Origin of the sequence: Chelatococcus sp. YT9, from assembly GCF_018398315.1 — a bacterium.
In the GTDB taxonomy this organism is placed as follows: domain Bacteria; phylum Pseudomonadota; class Alphaproteobacteria; order Rhizobiales; family Beijerinckiaceae; genus Chelatococcus.
In genome coordinates this window covers 1,488,609-1,507,231 of the sequence record NZ_JAHBRW010000001.1, presented here as the reverse complement: position 1 = coordinate 1,507,231, position 18,623 = coordinate 1,488,609, and the positions used below count along the sequence as shown (strand labels likewise).

16 protein-coding genes are annotated in these 18,623 nt (G+C 64.4%); 7 read left to right on the top strand and 9 right to left on the bottom strand.

The window, feature by feature from the left end; all coding sequences use genetic code 11:
• Nucleotides 1-50 precede the first annotated feature (50 nt).
• From tsaE to hslV, 8 genes are all read right to left on the bottom strand, one after another.
• Entirely contained in the window at nucleotides 51-1,700 is a 1,650-nt protein-coding gene (gene tsaE, locus KIO76_RS06800; RefSeq protein ID WP_249729518.1) for a tRNA (adenosine(37)-N6)-threonylcarbamoyltransferase complex ATPase subunit type 1 TsaE, read from the bottom strand.
• A gap of 15 nt (nucleotides 1,701-1,715) precedes the next feature.
• Complete coding sequence (locus KIO76_RS06795) at nucleotides 1,716-4,268, bottom strand: sensor histidine kinase (RefSeq protein ID WP_249729517.1); 2,553 nt, start codon at nucleotides 4,266-4,268, stop codon at nucleotides 1,716-1,718.
• Nucleotides 4,269-4,577: 309 nt separating this feature from the next.
• Nucleotides 4,578-5,987 carry an adenosylhomocysteinase gene (gene ahcY, locus KIO76_RS06790; RefSeq protein WP_213322082.1) on the bottom strand — a complete coding sequence of 470 codons (1,410 nt, stop codon included), beginning with the start codon at nucleotides 5,985-5,987 and terminating at the stop codon, nucleotides 4,578-4,580.
• A 359-nt stretch (nucleotides 5,988-6,346) separates the two neighbouring features.
• Entirely contained in the window at nucleotides 6,347-7,387 is a 1,041-nt protein-coding gene (trpS, locus tag KIO76_RS06785) for a tryptophan--tRNA ligase (RefSeq protein ID WP_213322080.1), read from the bottom strand.
• Nucleotides 7,388-7,542: 155 nt separating this feature from the next.
• Complete coding sequence (murJ, locus tag KIO76_RS06780) at nucleotides 7,543-9,090, bottom strand: murein biosynthesis integral membrane protein MurJ (protein WP_213322078.1); 1,548 nt, start codon at nucleotides 9,088-9,090, stop codon at nucleotides 7,543-7,545.
• Nucleotides 9,091-9,357: 267 nt separating this feature from the next.
• Nucleotides 9,358-10,677 (bottom strand): ATP-dependent protease ATPase subunit HslU, encoded by a 1,320-nt coding sequence (hslU, locus tag KIO76_RS06775; protein ID WP_213322076.1) that lies wholly within the window; start codon nucleotides 10,675-10,677, stop codon nucleotides 9,358-9,360.
• A gap of 11 nt (nucleotides 10,678-10,688) precedes the next feature.
• Nucleotides 10,689-11,765, bottom strand: a complete 1,077-nt coding sequence (locus tag KIO76_RS06770) for a hypothetical protein (RefSeq protein ID WP_213322075.1) — start codon at nucleotides 11,763-11,765, stop codon at nucleotides 10,689-10,691.
• On the bottom strand, nucleotides 11,762-12,346 hold the full coding sequence (gene hslV, locus KIO76_RS06765) for an ATP-dependent protease subunit HslV (protein WP_213325095.1): 585 nt from the start codon (nucleotides 12,344-12,346) through the stop codon (nucleotides 11,762-11,764). The genes KIO76_RS06770 and hslV overlap by 4 nt, the downstream gene beginning before the upstream one ends.
• A 257-nt stretch (nucleotides 12,347-12,603) precedes the next feature.
• On the opposite strand from hslV, the gene hisB reads away from it, so the two are divergent.
• Genes hisB through coaA form a run of 7 tightly spaced genes read left to right on the top strand, consistent with a single transcriptional unit; the run spans nucleotide 12,604 to nucleotide 17,341 of the window.
• Nucleotides 12,604-13,191, top strand: a complete 588-nt coding sequence (gene hisB, locus KIO76_RS06760) for an imidazoleglycerol-phosphate dehydratase HisB (RefSeq protein WP_213322073.1) — start codon at nucleotides 12,604-12,606, stop codon at nucleotides 13,189-13,191.
• 26 nt (nucleotides 13,192-13,217) lie between these two features.
• A complete protein-coding gene (locus KIO76_RS06755) occupies nucleotides 13,218-13,739 on the top strand; it encodes a DUF2628 domain-containing protein (protein ID WP_213322071.1) in 522 nt (173 codons plus the stop codon).
• Complete coding sequence (hisH, locus tag KIO76_RS06750) at nucleotides 13,736-14,386, top strand: imidazole glycerol phosphate synthase subunit HisH (RefSeq protein WP_213322069.1); 651 nt, start codon at nucleotides 13,736-13,738, stop codon at nucleotides 14,384-14,386. Before KIO76_RS06755 ends, hisH begins: the two co-directional genes overlap by 4 nt.
• The gene (gene hisA / locus KIO76_RS06745) at nucleotides 14,374-15,138 is read left to right on the top strand and encodes a 1-(5-phosphoribosyl)-5-[(5-phosphoribosylamino)methylideneamino]imidazole-4-carboxamide isomerase (protein ID WP_213322067.1); all 765 of its coding nucleotides are present in this window, start codon (nucleotides 14,374-14,376) and stop codon (nucleotides 15,136-15,138) included. The genes hisH and hisA overlap by 13 nt, the downstream gene beginning before the upstream one ends.
• A gap of 12 nt (nucleotides 15,139-15,150) precedes the next feature.
• Nucleotides 15,151-15,957 (top strand): imidazole glycerol phosphate synthase subunit HisF, encoded by an 807-nt coding sequence (gene hisF / locus KIO76_RS06740; RefSeq protein ID WP_213322065.1) that lies wholly within the window; start codon nucleotides 15,151-15,153, stop codon nucleotides 15,955-15,957.
• 38 nt (nucleotides 15,958-15,995) lie between these two features.
• Entirely contained in the window at nucleotides 15,996-16,343 is a 348-nt protein-coding gene (locus KIO76_RS06735; protein ID WP_213322063.1) for a phosphoribosyl-ATP diphosphatase, read from the top strand.
• A 23-nt stretch (nucleotides 16,344-16,366) separates the two neighbouring features.
• The gene (gene coaA, locus KIO76_RS06730) at nucleotides 16,367-17,341 is read left to right on the top strand and encodes a type I pantothenate kinase (RefSeq protein ID WP_213322061.1); all 975 of its coding nucleotides are present in this window, start codon (nucleotides 16,367-16,369) and stop codon (nucleotides 17,339-17,341) included.
• Nucleotides 17,342-17,521: 180 nt separating this feature from the next.
• On the opposite strand, the gene KIO76_RS06725 is transcribed toward coaA, so the two are convergent.
• On the bottom strand, nucleotides 17,522-18,520 hold the full coding sequence (locus KIO76_RS06725; protein ID WP_213322059.1) for an adenosine kinase: 999 nt from the start codon (nucleotides 18,518-18,520) through the stop codon (nucleotides 17,522-17,524).
• Nucleotides 18,521-18,623: the final 103 nt, after the last annotated feature.

The following is an 18,623-nucleotide window of genomic DNA, read 5'->3' as shown; positions in this document are numbered from 1 at the left end:
TCGTGGATCGATCTTGAGGAGGCCGTCCTCCGGATCGAAGGAAGCGGCCGCTATGCGGGGGGGCGGGCGACAAGGCCCGGCAGGCGAGCCTCATACCAGAGCTTCAGCTCCGACAACACCGGATGTGCGAGATTGCGGGCGAGATAGTCCTGCATCCGTGGCAGATGATCGAGATATTGGGGTTTGCCGTCGCGCTTGTCGAGGCGCACGAAAATGCCGAACAGCTTGGTCGCACGCTGCGCGCCCAAAATCGCGTAGGCCTCGGCGAAGCTCGCCATGTCGAAGTCCGGATTCTGTGCCCGGCGAAGCTTCGCGTAATGGGCGACGAGCTCCAACTCAAGCGCGGCAGGCACGGTCACCCGCGCGTCCTGCAACAAGGCCGCCACGTCGTAGGCCGGGTGGCCCAGCACCGTGTCCTGCAGATCGATCAGCCCGACGCGCGCCAGCCCCTGCCGCTCCGGAAGCCAGAACAGGTTAGGAGAATGCATGTCGCGCAGCGTCCAGGTCTGCGGGCCATTCATCACCTGTCCAAGAAGCTCGGTCCAGACCTTGATGAAATCGGAACGGGCGGCGGCGCCCAGGGAACCACCGCCCTTGTGCGGCGCGTACCAGTCCAGCAGCAGCTCGGCCTCGATCAGGAGCGCCTCCAGATCATAGGGCTGCAGGGTATGCTCGCGCCCGTCCATAACGGGCAGAACGCTCGGCAACTCCCTGTCGTGCAACGCGGCGAGCACGCCGATGGCCTCGCGGTAGCGCTCCGGGATGGGGCCATCCGCATTCGTTACAGGCTCCTGGCCGAGATCCTCGACCAAAACGAGGCCCTGGTCGAGATCGGCTCCATAGATCTCGGGTGCGCTGAAGCCCTCCGCGCGCAGGCCCTGCGCCACGGCGACGAAGGCATCGACGCGCTCGGCGAGCTTCGCCAACTCGTGATAGGGTCGCCCGTTGCGGATCGCCGGTCCAGCCAGCCGTGGCGGGGCGATCATCAGGATCGCGGTCTCACCGCTGGCCTTGTGCAGGCGATCGTACAGGCGAACCGATGCGTCGCCCTGAATATGCTCGCGACGCGCCTCGCCCCAGGTTGTCTTCTCCAGCAGCCGGCGAAGGGATTGCAGCCGCGCAAGGCGAGGCGCGAAACGGCCGGTGCCAGTGAGCCTGACACGCCGCGCCTCGTAGTTGTCGCCATTCACATGGGTCAGCGCGACATCCAGCCTATCCGCGGCGAGAACGCCCGCCGCCCTGTCTGGCCATTCGACGAGGACGATGGCTTCCTCGCTCGCCTCGTCCCAGCCGAGATCCTCCAGCTCCGAGGCGTCGCCAACGCGGTAGAGATCGGCATGGACTACGGTGCCATGGCCGGTCTCATAGAGCTGCATCAGGGTGAAGGTTGGGCTCGGCACCTCGAGGTCGGGGTCGTCCGCCAGAATGCGGATCAGCGCCCGCGCGAAGGTGGTCTTTCCGGCGCCGAGGTCGCCGGACAAAGTCACGAGGTCGCCCGGCCTGAGCTCCTCTGCGAGAAGCTGCGCCAGGGCTTCAGTTCCCGCCTCATTGTCGATGGGAAAATCCCAAGCCGCCTCCGCCGTGCGGCTGTCTTCGCGCACGAGGGCGGGAGCGGGTGGTGAGAGGAGGCTGTTGATGGTCGTCGCGGCAGCCGAGCCGTCTGTGGTGTCGTCGAACGCCATTACTGTCACCGCCGTCATCGCGTCACACTGCTCTTATTCGGCCGCGACGCGGGCGAGCCCGCCGGCTGCCGGGAAATGACACACTACCGTTGTTCCGCGGCCCGTGCCCGAGTCGAGTTCAACATGGCCGCCGTGCAGCTCCACGAAGGACCGCACGATGGAGAGGCCGAGGCCGACACCGCGATGCCGGGAGCCGATAGCGTAGCTCTCGAACCGATCAAAGACATGGGCCTTGATCTCGTGCGGAATACCGGGTCCCTCGTCGGCCACCGAGAACAGAATCTCGTCGTTCTGCTTGTAGGCCGAAACCTTGACCCTCTGCCCAACCGCGGAAAAGCTGACCGCATTCGACAGGAGGTTGAACAACACCTGGCGCACGCGCTTGGCATCCGCAATGAAGACGCCGATGTTCGGTGCCACTTCGATATCAAGCTGGATATTGCGCTCCACCAGGCGGTCGTCCAACCCGCGCACCGCGGCCGCGATGGTCTCGCGCGCGTCCACCGGCCCAAGGTCGAGCTCGATCGAGCCGTTGTCGATGGTGGCGAGATCGAGAATATCGTTGATGATGGCCAGCAGCGCGGCCGACGATTTCGTGATGTGGGAGGTGTATTCGCGCTGGCGCGCGTTCAGCGCGCCGACGGTCTCGTCGCCCAGAAGCTGCGTGAAGCCAATGATGTTGGTGAGCGGCGAACGCAACTCGTAGGAGACGTGGTGGACGAAATCGTCGCGCAGACGCGAGGTTTTCTCCAGCGCGTCGTTACGCTCCGTGAGGACCCGCTCCACATCGACCGCCGCCGTGACATCGGTAAAGGTTATCAGCGTAGAGCCGTCGGGCAGCGGTGCTGTCACGCAATCGACGACCGTGCCATCCGGGCGCTTGATGCGTTGGGAGTGGCTGGTGCGTGTATCGTAGAGGCCCGTAACCGCCATACGCAACTCGCTCCAATCCGAATCTTCGGAGAGGTGGCCGCAGAGGGCCACGATCGCGTCGATGTGAGGATGCCCCGCCAGCAGCGAGGGCTCCAGGTTCCAGATCGTGGCAAAGGCGGGGTTGAAGAGCGTCAGACTGCCATCGGCCGCAAAGACAACCACACCTTCCCGGAGCGAATCCAACGTCTCGCCGCGAGCCCGAACGAGGGCATTGTAGCGCGATTCCATCTGGACGCGCTCCGTGACGTCATCGAAGAGATAGGTGACGCCGCCCTTCGGGGCGGGATTGCCTATCACCCGCAGGGTCCGTCCGTCCGGCAGATACCACCAATGCTCCTGAGTCTCCAAAGTCTTGTATCCGGCCAGGATCTCGTTCTTCCAGACACGGAAGTCCGCCTGCTCGGGGAGACGGCGCTCGGAGCGTAGCCGGTCCAGGATTTCACCATCCTTTGGCCGCGAATCAAGAAATTCGGCGTCGAGCTGCCAGAACTCACGGTAGGCCGCGTTGTAAAACACCAGGCGCTCGTTGCCGTCGAAGCTCGCCACGGCGGTCGGGAGCTGATCCAGCGTGCGCACATGCGCTTGCATCTGCCTTTGCAGATCGAGCCGCATCGCTTCTAGCTCTGAAACATCGGTGGCTATACCGGCGCTACCCTCTCCGGTCGGGGTTTCCACGACGTCGAGCGTGCGTCGCTGGCCCGCGACAATGGCTGCAACCCTTGCCTTATAGGTGCCACCACCGCCGCGAGCGTCTTGCGATGCCAAGCGCGCCGGTTCGTCCAGCAGCTCAAGGCGGCGATCGATGGCGTCACGCGCATCCTTCGCCTCCACGGCACGGCCGTAGGCTGCGTTTACCCAGAGGACGTCGCCGTCCCCATCCCGTAGCCAGACCGGTTGGGGCAGGGCGTCGAGCAGCGCCTGCAAGCCTTCCAGATCGCCGCGCGTGGTTATCAGCGCATCATGCGCGCGCACGAGTTCGAGCCGCTCGGCGGTGATCTCGCGCAGGCGCAGCACGGCTTGTCCGCTGATCGCGCTGCCTTCCGCTTCGAAATAGAGGCCGGAGACCGAGCGCAGGACCAGATGGAATGCCTCGCCGTTCCGTTTGAGATGGCCAAGAGAGGTTTCCAGGGCCTGGGCGCTCGCGGCGGTGAGCCAGGAGCCGAACGCGAGAATGCGGCGCGGTGAGGCGCCTTCGCCGACAACGGAAACATCTCCCTCGATGACGGGATCGTCATCCTTGTGGCCGAAGCTGACGACCACGCGGCGCTCAGCCGCAAAGATCACGTCGGCCCGATCACACCGCAGTTGCAGCTGCGCCACTTCAGCGGCCAGCACATCTTCCCGTTCCTGCGCGCGCCGGCGTTCGCGGAGGTGGAAGAAGGCGGTCGCCGCGGCAAAAAGCGTGAGCCCACCCATGATGGCCAACGGAACGGCTGTTTCGAGATATCCACCCGAGCCCGGCGCGCGGGCTAGCCAGCCGGCCAAGGAGAAGCCTTCTGCCACCCCGGGCGCAGGCTGGGCCATGGAAGGGACTGCGAAAATGCCGAGTGTCAGGACGGAAACCGTGCCACCGAGCGCTGCGGCTGGCGCCAGGACAGGTCTGGAGCCGGCGTTGGCCTTGCTCTGGCTCCGCTGATGTCCGAAACGCGCCATTCTCGCCACGATCCCCCTCTTCATCGCCACGCGATTCAACCCGCTTCTCTCAAGATTCTGCCTGAGCCGACCCACGCGCCCAAGCCTCAAAACCAGGATGTCCGCCCCCGCTATCGCAAACCGCTCGCGTCACTTCCCATCGGGCGGCGCGAGCAGGCAAAACCGGGTAATGGCCGAATCAGTTTCACTGTATCGTTTGCCAGACTCCCTCAGGAAGTGGTTAACGGACGCAAAAAAACACCCGGCTGTTGAAGGCCGGGTGCTGTGTCTTTGCTGCCGACAAGGTTCGCCGGCTGTCGCTGATTCGGATCAGTAACGATAATGATCCGGCTTGTAGGGCCCCTGCGGCGTCACGCCGATATAGGCGGCCTGCTCGGCGCTGAGCTCCGTCAGTTTCACGCCTATCTTGGCGAGATGCAGCCGGGCGACCTTCTCGTCGAGGTGCTTGGGCAGGGTGTAGACCTTCTTGTCGTATTGACCCTGCTTCGTGAACAACTCGATCTGCGCGAGCGTCTGGTTCGTGAACGACGCCGACATCACGAACGACGGATGGCCGGTGGCGTTGCCAAGGTTCACCAGGCGGCCTTCCGACAACAGGATGATGCGCTTGCCATCGGGGAACTCGACCTCATCCACCTGCGGCTTGACGTTGTGCCACTTGAAGTTCTTGAGGCCCGCGACCTGAATTTCGTTGTCGAAATGGCCGATGTTGCAGACGATCGCCCGATCCTTCATCCCCCGCATATGCTCGACGGTGATGATGTCCTTGTTGCCGGTGGCCGTGACATAGATGTCGGCACGCGGCAGGGCGTCCTCGATGGTGGCGACTTCATAGCCTTCCATCGCCGCCTGCAGCGCACAGATGGGATCGACCTCGGAAACGATCACACGTGCACCGGCCTGGCGCAGTGAGGCGGCCGAGCCCTTGCCCACATCGCCGAAGCCCGCGACGAAGGCGACCTTGCCGGCCATCATGACATCGGTGCCACGGCGGATGCCGTCGACCAGCGACTCGCGGCAGCCATACAGATTGTCGAACTTGGACTTGGTGACGCTGTCATTGACGTTGATCGCCGGGAAGAGGAGCTTGCCGTCCTTCTCCATCATGTAGAGGCGATGCACGCCCGTGGTCGTCTCCTCCGAAACGCCTCGGATCGACTGCGCGATCTCGGCGAACCAGCCCTTGGGCTTCTCGGCGAGCGTCTTCTTCAGAAGCGCGAAGAGCACTTCTTCCTCTTCCGAGGAGGCCTTCTCGAGGAAGGCGGTATCGCCGTTCTCGGCGCGCAGGCCGAGATGCACGAAGAGCGTCGCGTCGCCGCCGTCGTCAAGGATCATGTTCGGCACACCGCCGCCATGCCACTCAAACAGCTTGCGGGTGTAATCCCAGTAGTCGGTCAGCGTCTCGCCCTTCACGGCGAAGACCGGCGTGCCGCTCGCTGCGATCGCGGCGGCAGCGTGATCCTGGGTCGAATAGATGTTGCAAGACACCCAGCGCACGTCGGCGCCCAGCGCTTTCAGGGTCTCGATGAGGACGGCCGTCTGAATTGTCATGTGCAGCGAGCCGGCGATGCGAGCGCCCTTGAGCGGCTGCGCCGCGCCGTACTCCTCGCGGACCGCCATGAGGCCGGGCATCTCGCTTTCGGCAATGGCGATTTCCTTGCGGCCCCAATCGGCCAGCGAAATATCCCTTACGATGTAGTCCTGGGCAGCGGTGGACATGGCGCGATTCCGTTCTGATGCGATAGCGCGGCCTCTATAGCAGGCTGCGGCGAGACGCGCAATAAAGACATAAAGAAGTCTTTATATGGCTAAGCGTGCGCTTTGGCAGATGGCGGCAATCTCAAGCGCGGCGTTCGCTACCCCTTACCCCTCCCCGCAAGGGCGAGGGGCGTGTCTCGCGTTGAGACTGCTGAACAAAAGCCCCTGGCCTTCACGTTTCCCGACACCCGATTTGACGGAAATGCACTACGTCGCCGCGCCCCTCCCCCTTGCGGGGGAGGGGTGAGGGGTGGGGTGCCGGAGCGCTATGCCTTCCGGGCTCGAATCGTATGCGAAACGATTGATGCAGGCGATGCGTTTTACTTCGCCCTGACGAAACCGAGTATGTCCTTCACCGCATCGATCGTCGGCTTCGCGATTGCGCGGGCCCGGGCAGCACCGTCGATTAGCACAGAATCGATATAGGCTGGATCGTCGACGAGGCGCTTCATTTCGGCGCCCAGCGGGCCAAGCCGGTCGACGGCGAGGTCGATCAGCGCCGCCTTGAACGCCGAGAACTGACCGCCGCCATACTCGCGCAGCACGTCCGTGCGCGGAATGCCCTTCAGCGCCGCGAAAATACCGACGAGGTTGTCCGCCTCGGGGCGACCTTCGAGCCCCTTCTCCTCCGACGGCAGGGGCTCCGGGTCGGTCTTCGCCTTGCGGATCTTCTGAGCGATGGTCTCCGCGTCATCGGTCAAGTTGATCCGCGAATAGTCCGACGGGTCGGACTTCGACATCTTCTTGGTGCCGTCGCGCAAGGACATGATGCGCATGGCCGGCCCCTGGATCAGCGGCTCGGTCAGCGGGAAGAAGGCGTCCCCGAATCCGTTCGCGGCAATGGACGCGGCATAGTCGTTGTTGAACTTCTGCGCGATGTCGCGGGTCAGCTCCAGATGCTGCTTCTGGTCCTCGCCCACGGGCACGTGCGTCGCCCGGTATGCCAAGATGTCAGCGGCCATGAGGGAGGGATAGGCATAGAGCCCGAGCGAGGCATTCTCTCGGTCCTTGCCAGCCTTCTCCTTGAACTGCGTCATGCGGTTCATCCAGCCGATGCGCGCGACGCAGTTGAATACCCAGGCAAGCTCGGCGTGTTCCGTCACCTGGCTCTGGTTGAAGACGATATGGCGCCTGGCATCGATGCCGGCGGCGAGGAAGGCGGCCGTGACCTCACGGATCTGCCGCTTCAGCTCCACCGGGTCCTGCGGCACGGTGATGGCGTGCATGTCGACCACGCAATAGATGCAGTCATACTTGTCCTGCAGCGGAACGAAGCGCGAGATCGCGCCGAGATAATTGCCAAGGTGAAGGTTTCCCGTCGGCTGCACGCCAGAGAAAACGCGTTCCTGAAAAGCCGCCATGATGACTCCGTCAACCCCAGCCTATGCGGATAGACCGGCGCCTGTCGTGGATGGCCCATCCATCCCGCTACGCGTCGGCAACACCTGCATGAAAAAACGTGCGGCCTTATCGCAATGCGCCGGCCTGAGCGCAAGGTGCCGCGTGATAGCACAGCTCAAGAGCGACGCCATCGCAGAAACTGTGGCGGTATCGCCCCGGTCGCAAAGGCCATACCGACGTAAAGGGCAAGCCCTCCGCAACACAGCAGGGCAAGCGCTCCTGCTCTCGCGGCGAGATGGTCCACGAGGAGCCATGGCGCGAGCCAGCGCATGCCCGCCTCAAGGCCTACGCCCATCACGAGCGAGGCAGCAAGCATGAGCATGACGCGGCGAGTCATACCGACCGGCGACGCTTCGCTCGTCGACCGAGCGGCGCCCCAAAGCACCAAGGCATTCACGCCAAGGCCAAGGCTAAGGCCGAGGCCGATTCCGGCAATCCCCAGCACCGATTTGAGCGCATAGCCGGCGAGGCCCGTCACTACGAGACATGAGAGCCCGCCGACGATGGGTATGCGTAGCGCCTCCCGGGCAAAGAAGGGCTGTGCCAGAACCTTGGCGATGGCAGCTGCGGGAAGGCCAAGGGCCAGCATGCGCAGAAGGACCGCCGTGCCCGCAGCATCCTCCGGGCCGAAGGCTCCACGCTGGAAGAGTATCACGCTGATCGGCTCGGCGAGTATGACGAGGGCTACCGCCGCCGGCAGCGCGAGCCCGAGCGCCCCTTCCAGAGCTCGTGCCTGCGCGACGGCCGCGCCCTTATGATCGCCCGCAGCGAGACGGGCCGCCACCTCAGACAGCAAGACCGTGCCCACCGCCACGCCGATGAGAGAGAGCGGAAGCTGCGCGACGCGATCGGCATAGTAGAGCCACGACACCGCCGAAGCCTCTTGGGAAGCGACCGCGGTCGCCACAACGACCGCGAGCTGAGTCGCGCCGCTTGCGGCTGTCGCGGGCAGCACGCGGCGCGCCAGCCTGCGGATGTCGGGCGTCAGCCTGGGCCGGTGCCATGCAAAACTGCCGGGATGGCGCAGCAGCGCCGCGACGACGATCCCGAGATGCACGAGGCCGGAGGTGCTGACCGCGAGCGCGAGCCACCAGCCCTGCCGGATCGCGGTCTCCTCGTCAGGCACGTCGAGCATCAGCAGCACGGCGATCATCAGGACATTCACCAGCACCGGCGCGAGGGCGGCCGCCGTGTAGCGCCGGTCGGCGTTGAGGTAGGCGCCGACGAGCGATGCGAGCCCCGCCAGCGCAACAAACGGGAAGGCCAGCCGCGTGTAAGTCACCGCCAGCGCGAATTTATCTACCTCGGCGGCATAGCCGGCCCCCAAAGCTATCACGACGAGAGGCGCAGCCAGCTCGACAAACGCGGTCACCGCGAGCAGGACGACCGCGACGCTGCTCATGGCCTGACCGGCAAAGCGCCCCGCCTCCACCTCGCCCCGTTCCGCGCGGATCCGGCTGTAGAGCGGTACGAAGCCCGCATTGAGCCCGCCTTCCCCGAAGACACGACGCGCGACGTTGGGAAGCCGAAAGGCAAGCAGAAAGGCGTCCGCGGCCATACCGGCGCCGAGCGCGCGCGCGATCATCACATCCCGCGCGAAACCGATGAGGCGCGAGGCGATGGCCGCCGAACCGACGAGGAGGCTAGAGCGAGCGAGCGACATGCCTGAGGTCTAGCTTATTCGCCGGTGGGGATCAGCGGCTAATTTTCGCGGCCTTGGAACGGGCGTACCTCCCGGGATAACGCGTGTCCCCCTCCGCCAGCCTGCGGCTGGCCCCTCCCTGGAAAGGGAGGATCGCGCCTCCGTGAACGCGCGTGCCGATCCCTCCCCTCAGGGGGAGGGTGGCCTCGCGCAGCGAGGTCGGGTGGGGTGGATCCCCGGCCGACCTGTCTCACGTGAAACATTTGGGCGCGGCGGTGGCGCCAGAACTCACAGAATGAAACGGCTGAGGTCCGTGTTCTTGGCCAAATCGCCGACGCCCGCGCGCACATAGTCGCCGGTGATGGTGACCGTTTCGCCGCCCCGGTCCGGCGCCGTGAAGGAGATGTCGTCGAGCACGCGTTCGATCACCGTCTGCAAACGGCGGGCGCCGATGTTCTCGACCGAGCTGTTCACGTCCACCGCCACCTTGGCGATGGCATCGATGGCGTCATCGGCAAAGACGAGCGTCACGCCCTCGGTCTCCATCATCGCCACCGACTGCTTGATCAGGCTTGCCTCGGTCTCCGTGAGGATGCGGCGGAAATCCGCCTCGTTCAGCGGTTGCAGCTCCACGCGGATCGGCAGGCGGCCCTGCAGTTCCGGCAAAAGGTCGGACGGCTTCGACACATGGAAAGCGCCGGAGGCTATGAACAGGATGTGGTCCGTCTTCACTGGGCCGTGCTTGGTGGAGACGGTCGTTCCCTCGATCAGGGGAAGCAAATCGCGCTGCACACCCTCGCGCGAGACGTCAGCCCCACCACCCCGCCCGGTATCCGAGCCGCGGGCGCAGATCTTATCGATCTCGTCGAGGAAGACGATCCCGTTTTGCTCCACCTCACGGACAGCTTCCTGGGTGATCTGATCCTGATCGATGAGCTTGTCGCTCTCCTCGGCCAGCAGCGGCTCATAGGCCTCTTTCACAGTGACACGGCGCGTCTTGGACCGACCGCCCATAGCCTTGCCGAAGATATCGCCGAGATTGATGGCGCCCATGGAGCCGCCCGGCATGCCCGAGAGATCGAACATGGAAATTCCGGGCGCCGGTGCCTGCACCTCGATCTCGATTTCCTTGTCGTCAAGTTCGCCTGCCCGAAGCTTTCGGCGGAACGAATCACGCGTCGGCGCGCTCGCGTTCGGGCCAACCAGCGCCACCAGCACCCGTTCCTCCGCCGCCAGATGCGCCTTCGCCTCTACATCCCGGCGCTTGGCCGTGCGGACGAGGCCGATGCCGACTTCGACGAGATCGCGGATGATCTGCTCCACGTCACGGCCGACATAGCCGACCTCGGTGAACTTGGTCGCCTCGACCTTGAGGAAGGGCGCGCCGGCGAGCTTGGCGAGACGCCGCGACACCTCGGTCTTACCGCACCCCGTGGGGCCTATCATCAGGATGTTCTTCGGCAGAACCTCTTCCTTCAACGGTCCCGTGAGCTGCTGCCGACGCCAGCGGTTGCGCAGGGCGATGGCCACGGCACGCTTGGCGTCGTTCTGGCCGACGATATAGCGGTCGAGCTCGGAGACGATCTCACGGGGCGAAAAATTGGTCATGATCAGGTCAATCAGGTCACTGGGTTTGGAAGTCGGAGGGTGAGATTCGCCGGCAATCCCCGCAGGAGCAGACCGCGCAGGGGCTGCCAGCCGGCGCTGAGCAGGAGAATGAAGGCGCCGAGCACGAGCAGCGTCGCCGGCAACATCAGGTCTGACGCGCCAGCGTTGCGCAGCAATGTCCCGCAGGCAATACCGGCATAGATGAGGCCTGAAACGAGGATCGCCCGACGGTCGATGATCACCGCCACGATACCGAGCGCCAGGAAGGCGCCGAGTATGGCTATCGCCTGACCGAGGCTGACCGCGCCAAAGTCCGCACCAATACCCGCGAAGAGGGGGTGGACGATCATTGGCGCAGCGGCGAGGTGAAGCCAGAAAGCTACGTCCGTTCGACGGGTCAGCCGCGCCCTGTCGGACATGTCGAAACGCATGGCCAGGACGAAGATCGCGACCCCGAGCACGAAAAGCAGGGCTGTCACATGGGGACGCACGATCTCGGGAGCCGCCGCCAGCAGACCCGCGAAAAGAGCGCCGGCGAGGGCGACGACGCCGGCCGCGACGGTGATCGGTACCCGGAAGCGCAGGTAGTGCAGGAATGCGGCCACGCTCGTTACCAGAGCCGCAACACTCGTGAACATGGGATAGCCGTTGACGAAGGCCAGATAGTTACCAGCGGCAATGTCTGCGTCTCCTGTCAGCACCGCGAAGCCGTGGAGCAAAGCAAGAAAGGTCGCGCTGGCGAAAACGGCAAGCAGTACGATGCTCGGCAGCGCCATACGACGGCGACGTGTGAAGAACTCGGCCAGAAGCCAGGCAACCAACGCCAGGACAAGCCACGAAAGACCAAGATCCGGCAGAAGCACCCCGCCGATATATCGCACCGCGCCGAGGAACAAAACGAGGCCAAGGGTCACGAAAATATCGGCGAAACCGGTGATAAGCCGCAACGCCTCGTCATCGGGCGTGCGTTGGATCGGCGGGTGTGCTTCGCCCGCAAGTTCGGCCGCGAGACGATTGAGCGCGCCGGCCTGATCGGCCGACAGGATGCCACGGCTGACCGCGGTGGCGATTACGCTCTCTTGCATCATGAATCTATACTCTCAATCACGAGATTGCTGTTGGTATAGACACATATGTCAGCCGCGATGCCGAGCGCGCGGCGTACGATGGTTTCTGCATCGTGCTCACTGTCCGCCAACGCGCGCGCCGCGGCCAGCGCGTAGTTGCCTCCAGATCCGATAGCCATGATAGCCGCCCCGTGCTGGATCTCCGGTTCAAGCACGTCGCCAGTGCCCGACAGAAGCAGGCCGACATCCTTGTCCGCCACCAGCATCATGGCTTCCAGCCGACGCAGATAGCGGTCTGTCCGCCAGTCCTTGGCAAGTTCGACGCAAGCGCGCGTGAGCTGCCCGGGAAACTGCTCGAGCTTGGCCTCGAGCCGCTCGAACAGGGTAAAGGCGTCTGCGGTGGCTCCCGCAAAACCAGACACGACCTTGCCCTGCGCGAGCCGCCGCACCTTGCGCGCATTACCCTTGATAACGGTCTGGCCCAGGCTGACCTGCCCATCGCCGCCGATCACCACCCTCCCGTTCTTGCGCACCATGAGGATTGTGGTGGCGTGGAAGACGCCGCCCTGGTCGCCGTCAAGGTGGGAGCTCGGATTGTGCATGCGCATGGGGATCTGGCCAGCTTCTGAATGCGAACGGGAATAGACGACGGCCGATAGGACTGTCGCGGTTTCATGTAAGCCCATTTTCGCCAAGGTCCAGACTTTCGCGTGCGAGCGAGGTCCGAGGGGCGCGAAGCTTGCGGCGCGTACGCCTGAGGTGGAGGGAGCCTGAAGCGATGGTGGCGCAGCGCCCCGCGTCTTGCTAGAAGCAGCCGGACTGCCAGACTGCAAGAGGCAGGCGCCGAAGGAGACAAGCGATGCGGGCCGCGACCGTGAAACGCCGCACCAGCGAAACCGATGTGGCCGTCGAGGTGGCTCTCGACGGCTCGGGCAAGGCTGAAATTGCGACGGGCGTTGGATTTTTCGACCACATGCTCGAACTCTTCGCGCGCCACGCCTTGTTCGACATGAAGGTCAAAGTCACCGGTGACCTGCATGTGGACCAGCATCACACGGTCGAGGACGTGGGCATTGCCCTTGGTGAGGCCGTGCTCAAGGCGCTCGGTGAAAAGCGCGGCATTCAGCGTTACGCGAGCGTCGATCTGCCGATGGATGAGACGCTGAGCCGGGTTGTGGTCGACATCTCCGGCCGGCCCTTCCTCGTCTTCCGCACAACCTTCCCCACGGAGAAAGTCGGCCAGTTCGACACGGAGCTGGTGCGCGAATGGTTTCAAGCCTTCGCCGTCAACGCGCGCCTGACGCTCCACGTCGAGACTTTCTATGGCGACAACGCGCACCATATTGCAGAGAGCTGCTTCAAGGGACTGGCCCGCGCCTTGCGTGCCGCCGTCTCCGTGGACGCACGCGAAGGCGAGCGCATCCCTTCGACAAAGGGCGCACTTTAGGGCGGTTTAGTGCGGGAGTTTAGGTGATGGCGGTGTATACGCTGCATGTCCCGGCTGAAGGCATGCCGGGCGATCCGGCAGCACTTGGCGACGTTGTTCTTCTCAAGGACGGCTTCGCTTGGGGCGCATTCATTTTTCAGGTTTTCTGGTGCCTTTACCACCGGCTGTGGCTGATAGCCCTGGCGCTGGCGGTGGTCACGTTCGGGGTCAGCGCCGGCCTGCAGTGGTTTGGTCTGCCATCTATCGCCGTGACAGTGATCTCCCTGCTCATCGCTGCCTTCTTTGCGCTCGAGGCCAACGGGCTTCGGCGGCGGAGGCTGGAGCGGCGCGGCTTCCGCCCAGCGGGTGTCGTCGTCGCTGACAGCTACTCGGATGCGGAGACGCGGGCCTTCTCCGCCTGGCTCAATGCCCGCAAGCCGCGCGTTGACACCTCCGTGCCAAACGCTGCAACGGTCGCCTTCGACCAGCCCCGACAGGCTGCCGCCTCCGGCGCGTCGGGCACGCATCCGGTGCTCGGCCTGTTCCCTGACCAGGAGGGTCCACGATGACGACGGCCATTGTCGACTACGGCTCCGGCAATCTGCATTCCGCCCGCAAGGCTTTCGAGCGCGCGGCGCGTGAGTCCGGGCTTGAGCAGGCGATCACCGTGACGTCTGACCCGGACGTCGTCCTGGGCGCCGAGCGGATCGTTCTGCCCGGGGTTGGAGCTTTCGCTGACTGCCGCAGGGGACTTGATGCGGTGCCAGGCATGGTCGAGGCGCTTGAAACGGCCGTGCGACGTCGTGGTGCCCCTTTTTTAGGCATCTGCGTCGGCATGCAACTGCTTGCAACGCGCGGCCTCGAGTATGAGACGACTGCCGGGCTCGACTGGATCGGCGGTGACGTTGCCCAGATCGAGCCTGATGACGCCAATTTAAAGATCCCGCATATGGGATGGAACACGCTGGGCGCCACACGAGAGCATGCACTCCTCAAGAACATCGAGACCGGGCCCTCCGGCTTGCATGCCTATTTCGTCCACTCCTATGCGCTGAAGCCGCGCGATCCGTCCGATCTCGTGGCGGAGACGGACTACGGCGGTGCGATTGCCGCCATCGTCGCCCGCGACAATGTCGCGGGCACACAATTTCACCCGGAGAAGAGCCAGGAGCTCGGTCTCTCGTTGATCGCCAATTTCCTGAGGTGGCGGCCATGATTTTGTTTCCCGCCATCGACCTGAAAGAAGGTCGCTGCGTGCGTCTCGTCCAGGGCGACATGGACCAAGCCACCGTCTTCAACGATGATCCGGCCGCGCAGGCCGCCACGTTCGCGGCGCAGGGCTTTTCCTGGCTCCATGTGGTGGATCTCGACGGCGCTTTCGCCGGCCGGCCGATGAACGCAGCCGCCGTGGAGGGGATCATCGCGCGAAGCCCGATGCCCTTGCAACTCGGCGGCGGCATCCGCGACATGAAGACTGTCGATGGCTGGATCGAGCGCGGCATCTCGCGTGTCGTCATCGGAACCGCCGCGGTCCGGGATCCCGAGTTCGTGCGCGAGGCAGCCCGCGTCCACCCCGGCCGGATTGCCGTTGGCATCGACGCCCGCGACGGCCGTGTCGCGGTGGAAGGCTGGGCCCGCCTTTCGGAGATGACGGCGGAGGACCTCGCGCAGCGCTTCGAGGATGCGGGCGTCGCTGCGATCATTTACACCGACATCGCCCGCGACGGCATCCTGAAGGGGCTCAACATCGAGGCGACCCTGCGGCTTGCGAGCGCCGTGTCGATCCCGGTCATCGCCTCCGGCGGCCTTGCCTCCATCGATGACGTGAAACGGCTGCTCGAACCTGACTGCGCCATTCTCGAGGGGGCTATCACCGGGCGGGCGCTCTATGACGGGCGGCTCGATCCGGCCGAGGCCATGGCCTTGATCAATACGGCTGGGCGCGCTCCCACGCCGCTCGCGTCATAAGGGGAGACTTTCATGCTGAAGGTCCGCCTTATTCCTTGCCTTGACGTCAAGGACGGCCGCGTCGTCAAGGGCGTTAAATTCGTCGATCTGCGGGATGCCGGCGACCCCGTCGAGGCTGCGATTGCTTATGATGCTGCTGGAGCCGACGAACTGTGCTTCCTCGACATCACGGCCAGTCACGAAGATCGCGGCACCTTGCTCGATGTGGTGCAGCGCACCGCCGAGGCCTGCTTCATGCCGCTGACCGTCGGCGGGGGCGTGCGCAGCGTGGAAGACATCCGAACGCTCCTGCTGGCCGGCGCCGACAAGGTCTCGATCATGACGGCTGCGGTGAAGAACCGCCAGTTCGTGCGCGAGGCGGCGGAGAAATTCGGCGACCAATGCATCGTCGTCGCCATTGATGCCAAAAAGACCTCCCTGCCCGGTGCGCCTGATCAGTGGGAGATATTCACCCATGGCGGGCGCAATCCGACGGGGCTTGACGCGGTGGCCTATGCCGCGGAAGTGGCGAGCCTGGGCGCCGGTGAACTGCTCGTGACTTCGATGGATCGCGACGGCACCCATGCCGGCTACGATCTCGCCCTGATGCGGGCTATCGCCGACGCAGTAACCATCCCGGTCATCGCCTCCGGCGGTGTTGGAAATCTCGACCACCTCGTCGCCGGCGTGCGTGAAGGCCATGCGAGCGCCGTGCTGGCGGCGTCAATTTTTCATTTCGGAGACTATAGTATAAGTGAGGCCAAGGCTTATATGGCCGATGCCGGCTTGGCGATGCGTCTGGATCCCCCACGAAGCGGTCCCCACCATCGGGCGCGCTGACATCGACCGCCCCTTTTTTGGGTTTGGACGCAAGGCCAATGACTGACGCCGATACGGACGTGCCGACAAACGCCTTTACGCTCGCCGACCTGGCAGAGATCGTCGCGACACGGGCCAAAGCGGGACCTGATCAGTCCTATACGGCCAAGCTGATGGCGAGCCGCCCGGAAGGACCCGCCAAGAAACTGGGCGAAGAGGCGGTCGAGGTCGTGATCGCCGCCATGGCGGGCGACCGGCAGGCCCTGACCTACGAGGCGGCGGATCTGATCTATCACCTGCTCGTCGTGCTCGAAGCGGGTGATGTGAGCATCGCCGATGTTCTCTCAGAATTACAGCGTCGCACGTCCCAATCCGGGCTTGCGGAGAAAGCCCAGCGCAAGCGCTGACCCTCGACGACTGGAATCCGTCCATGGATGATCGCGTCACCCCGTTTCCTGACCTCGAGGCCGAACTGTCGCCATACCGGGTATTCCGGCGCGCGGAATGGGCGGCTTTGCGCGCCGATACGCCTCTAACCCTTACCGCGGACGAGGTTCTGCGCCTGCAGTCCCTCAACGACATCATCTCCCTGTCGGAGGTGTCAGAGATCTACCTGCCATTGTCGCGCCTGCTATCGCTCTATGTGGCGGCGACTCAGGGGCTGTTCCGCGCTACCCAGCGCTTTCTGCTGGCGGACGAGAACGGCAAGGTGCCCTATATCATTGGCGTTGCCGGTTCGGTTGCGGCGGGCAAGTCGACAACGGCCCGCGTCCTGCAGGCGCTGCTCGCACGCTGGCCGAACACACCGAAGGTGGATCTCATCACCACCGATGGCTTTCTCTTGCCCAATGCGGAGCTCCAGCGGCTCGGGCTGATGCAGCGCAAGGGCTTTCCCGAGAGCTACGACACCCAGGCCCTCCTGCGCTTCCTGACGGATATCAAAGCGGGCAAGCGGCAGGTCGAAGCGCCTGTCTATTCGCACCTCGTCTATGACTTCGTGCCCGGCGAGACGACTGTCGTCGACCGCCCCGACATTCTCATCGTCGAAGGATTGAACGTGCTGCAGCCTGCGCGCCTCCCGCGTGACGGCAAGGCCATCCCGTTCGTGTCGGACTTCTTCGATTTCTCGATCTATGTGGATGCGGACGAGCAGCACCTGCACGACTGGTATGTGAGCCGTTTCATGCGCTTGCGCGAGACGGCTTTCCGCGACCCGAAATCCTACTTCGCCAAATACGCCGTCGTGTCGCGCGAGGAGGCTCTGACAACCGCTGAAAGCCTCTGGACAGGGATCAACCTGCCGAACCTGCGCGAGAACATCCTGCCGACGCGCCGACGCGCCAGCCTCATCCTGAAAAAAGGTGACAGTCACCGCATCGAGGAGGTCGCGCTGCGGCGGCTATAGGCGGGAGATCGCCTCGCCACTCAGCCGCGTAAAGCGCGGGCCACCTCTCCCGGCGGGGGAGAGGTCGAACGCGCAGCATCCGGGTGAGGGCGACTAAGTGTTGCCGGATCCCTCATCCTGTCCTTCTCCCCGCCGGGGAGAAGGAACCCCAAGACCACCACAAAGTGCTGGGGCAACCGCTCAGACCGGCAAGCCGTTGTCCAGCGCGCGCTGCTTGAGTTCCTGCTCCGGCCGGGCGCCGACATGCTGGATCACCTCGCTGGCCGCGAGCGCGCCATGATGGGCGCAGGTGCGCAGGTCGAAGTTGCGAGCAAGGCCGAACAGGAAGCCCGCGGCGAACTGGTCACCGGCACCCGTGGTGTCGACAAGCGTCTCGATAGGTTCAGCGGGAACAGCGAGCGTTTCCTCACGCGTCACCACGACGACGCCCTTCTCGGAACGGGTGACCACCCCGAGCAGATTTTCTTCCCGCAGATACGCCAAGGCGGTCTCGAAATCGGCCGTCTGGTAGAGACTTGTCAGCTCAGACTCGTTCGCGAACAGGATGTCGACCGCGCCCGTGCGCATCAGGCCTCGAAATTCCTCGCGGTAGCGATCGACGCAGAATGAATCAGACAGGGTCAGCGCAACCCTGCGGCCGGCCCCGTGGGCAATGCGTCCTGCCTTGACGAACGCCTCCTTCGCCGCGGGCGGATCCCACAGATAGCCCTCGAGATAGACGATCGCCGCTGACGCGACGGTCTCCTCGTCGATATCTGCGGGCGCGAGATCCTGGCTTGCGCCGAGATAGGTGTTCATGGTGCGCTCGCCGTCCGGCGTCACCAGAATGAAGCAGCGCGCCGTGGCCGGGCCGTCGGCAGCGGGGGTCGTCTCGAAGTTGATGCCGAGCGCCCGGATGTCGTGGGAGAACAATCCGCCAAGCTCATCGCCTTTGACCTTGCCGATGAAGGCGGCCGACGCGCCAAGCGAAGCAAGGCCGGCGACGGTGTTGGATGCCGAGCCGCCGGATATGATGGTTGCGGGCCCCATGGCCTGATAGAGCGCTTCCGCCCGGGCTTCGTCGATGAGTGTCATCCCGCCCTTGCGCAGATTGTGGGTGAGGAGGAACTCCTCGTCCGTGCGAGCGATGACATCGACGATCGCATTGCCAATGCCCAGCACGTCATAGCGGCGCGTCATCCATTTCCCTTTCGAGCCTCGAGCAGGTCTATCTTGCGGGCCGCTTACTCAAGGGGCGGCGAGCAAATCTGCCCTCTGGCCGCGCACTAAGCATCGCACCGCG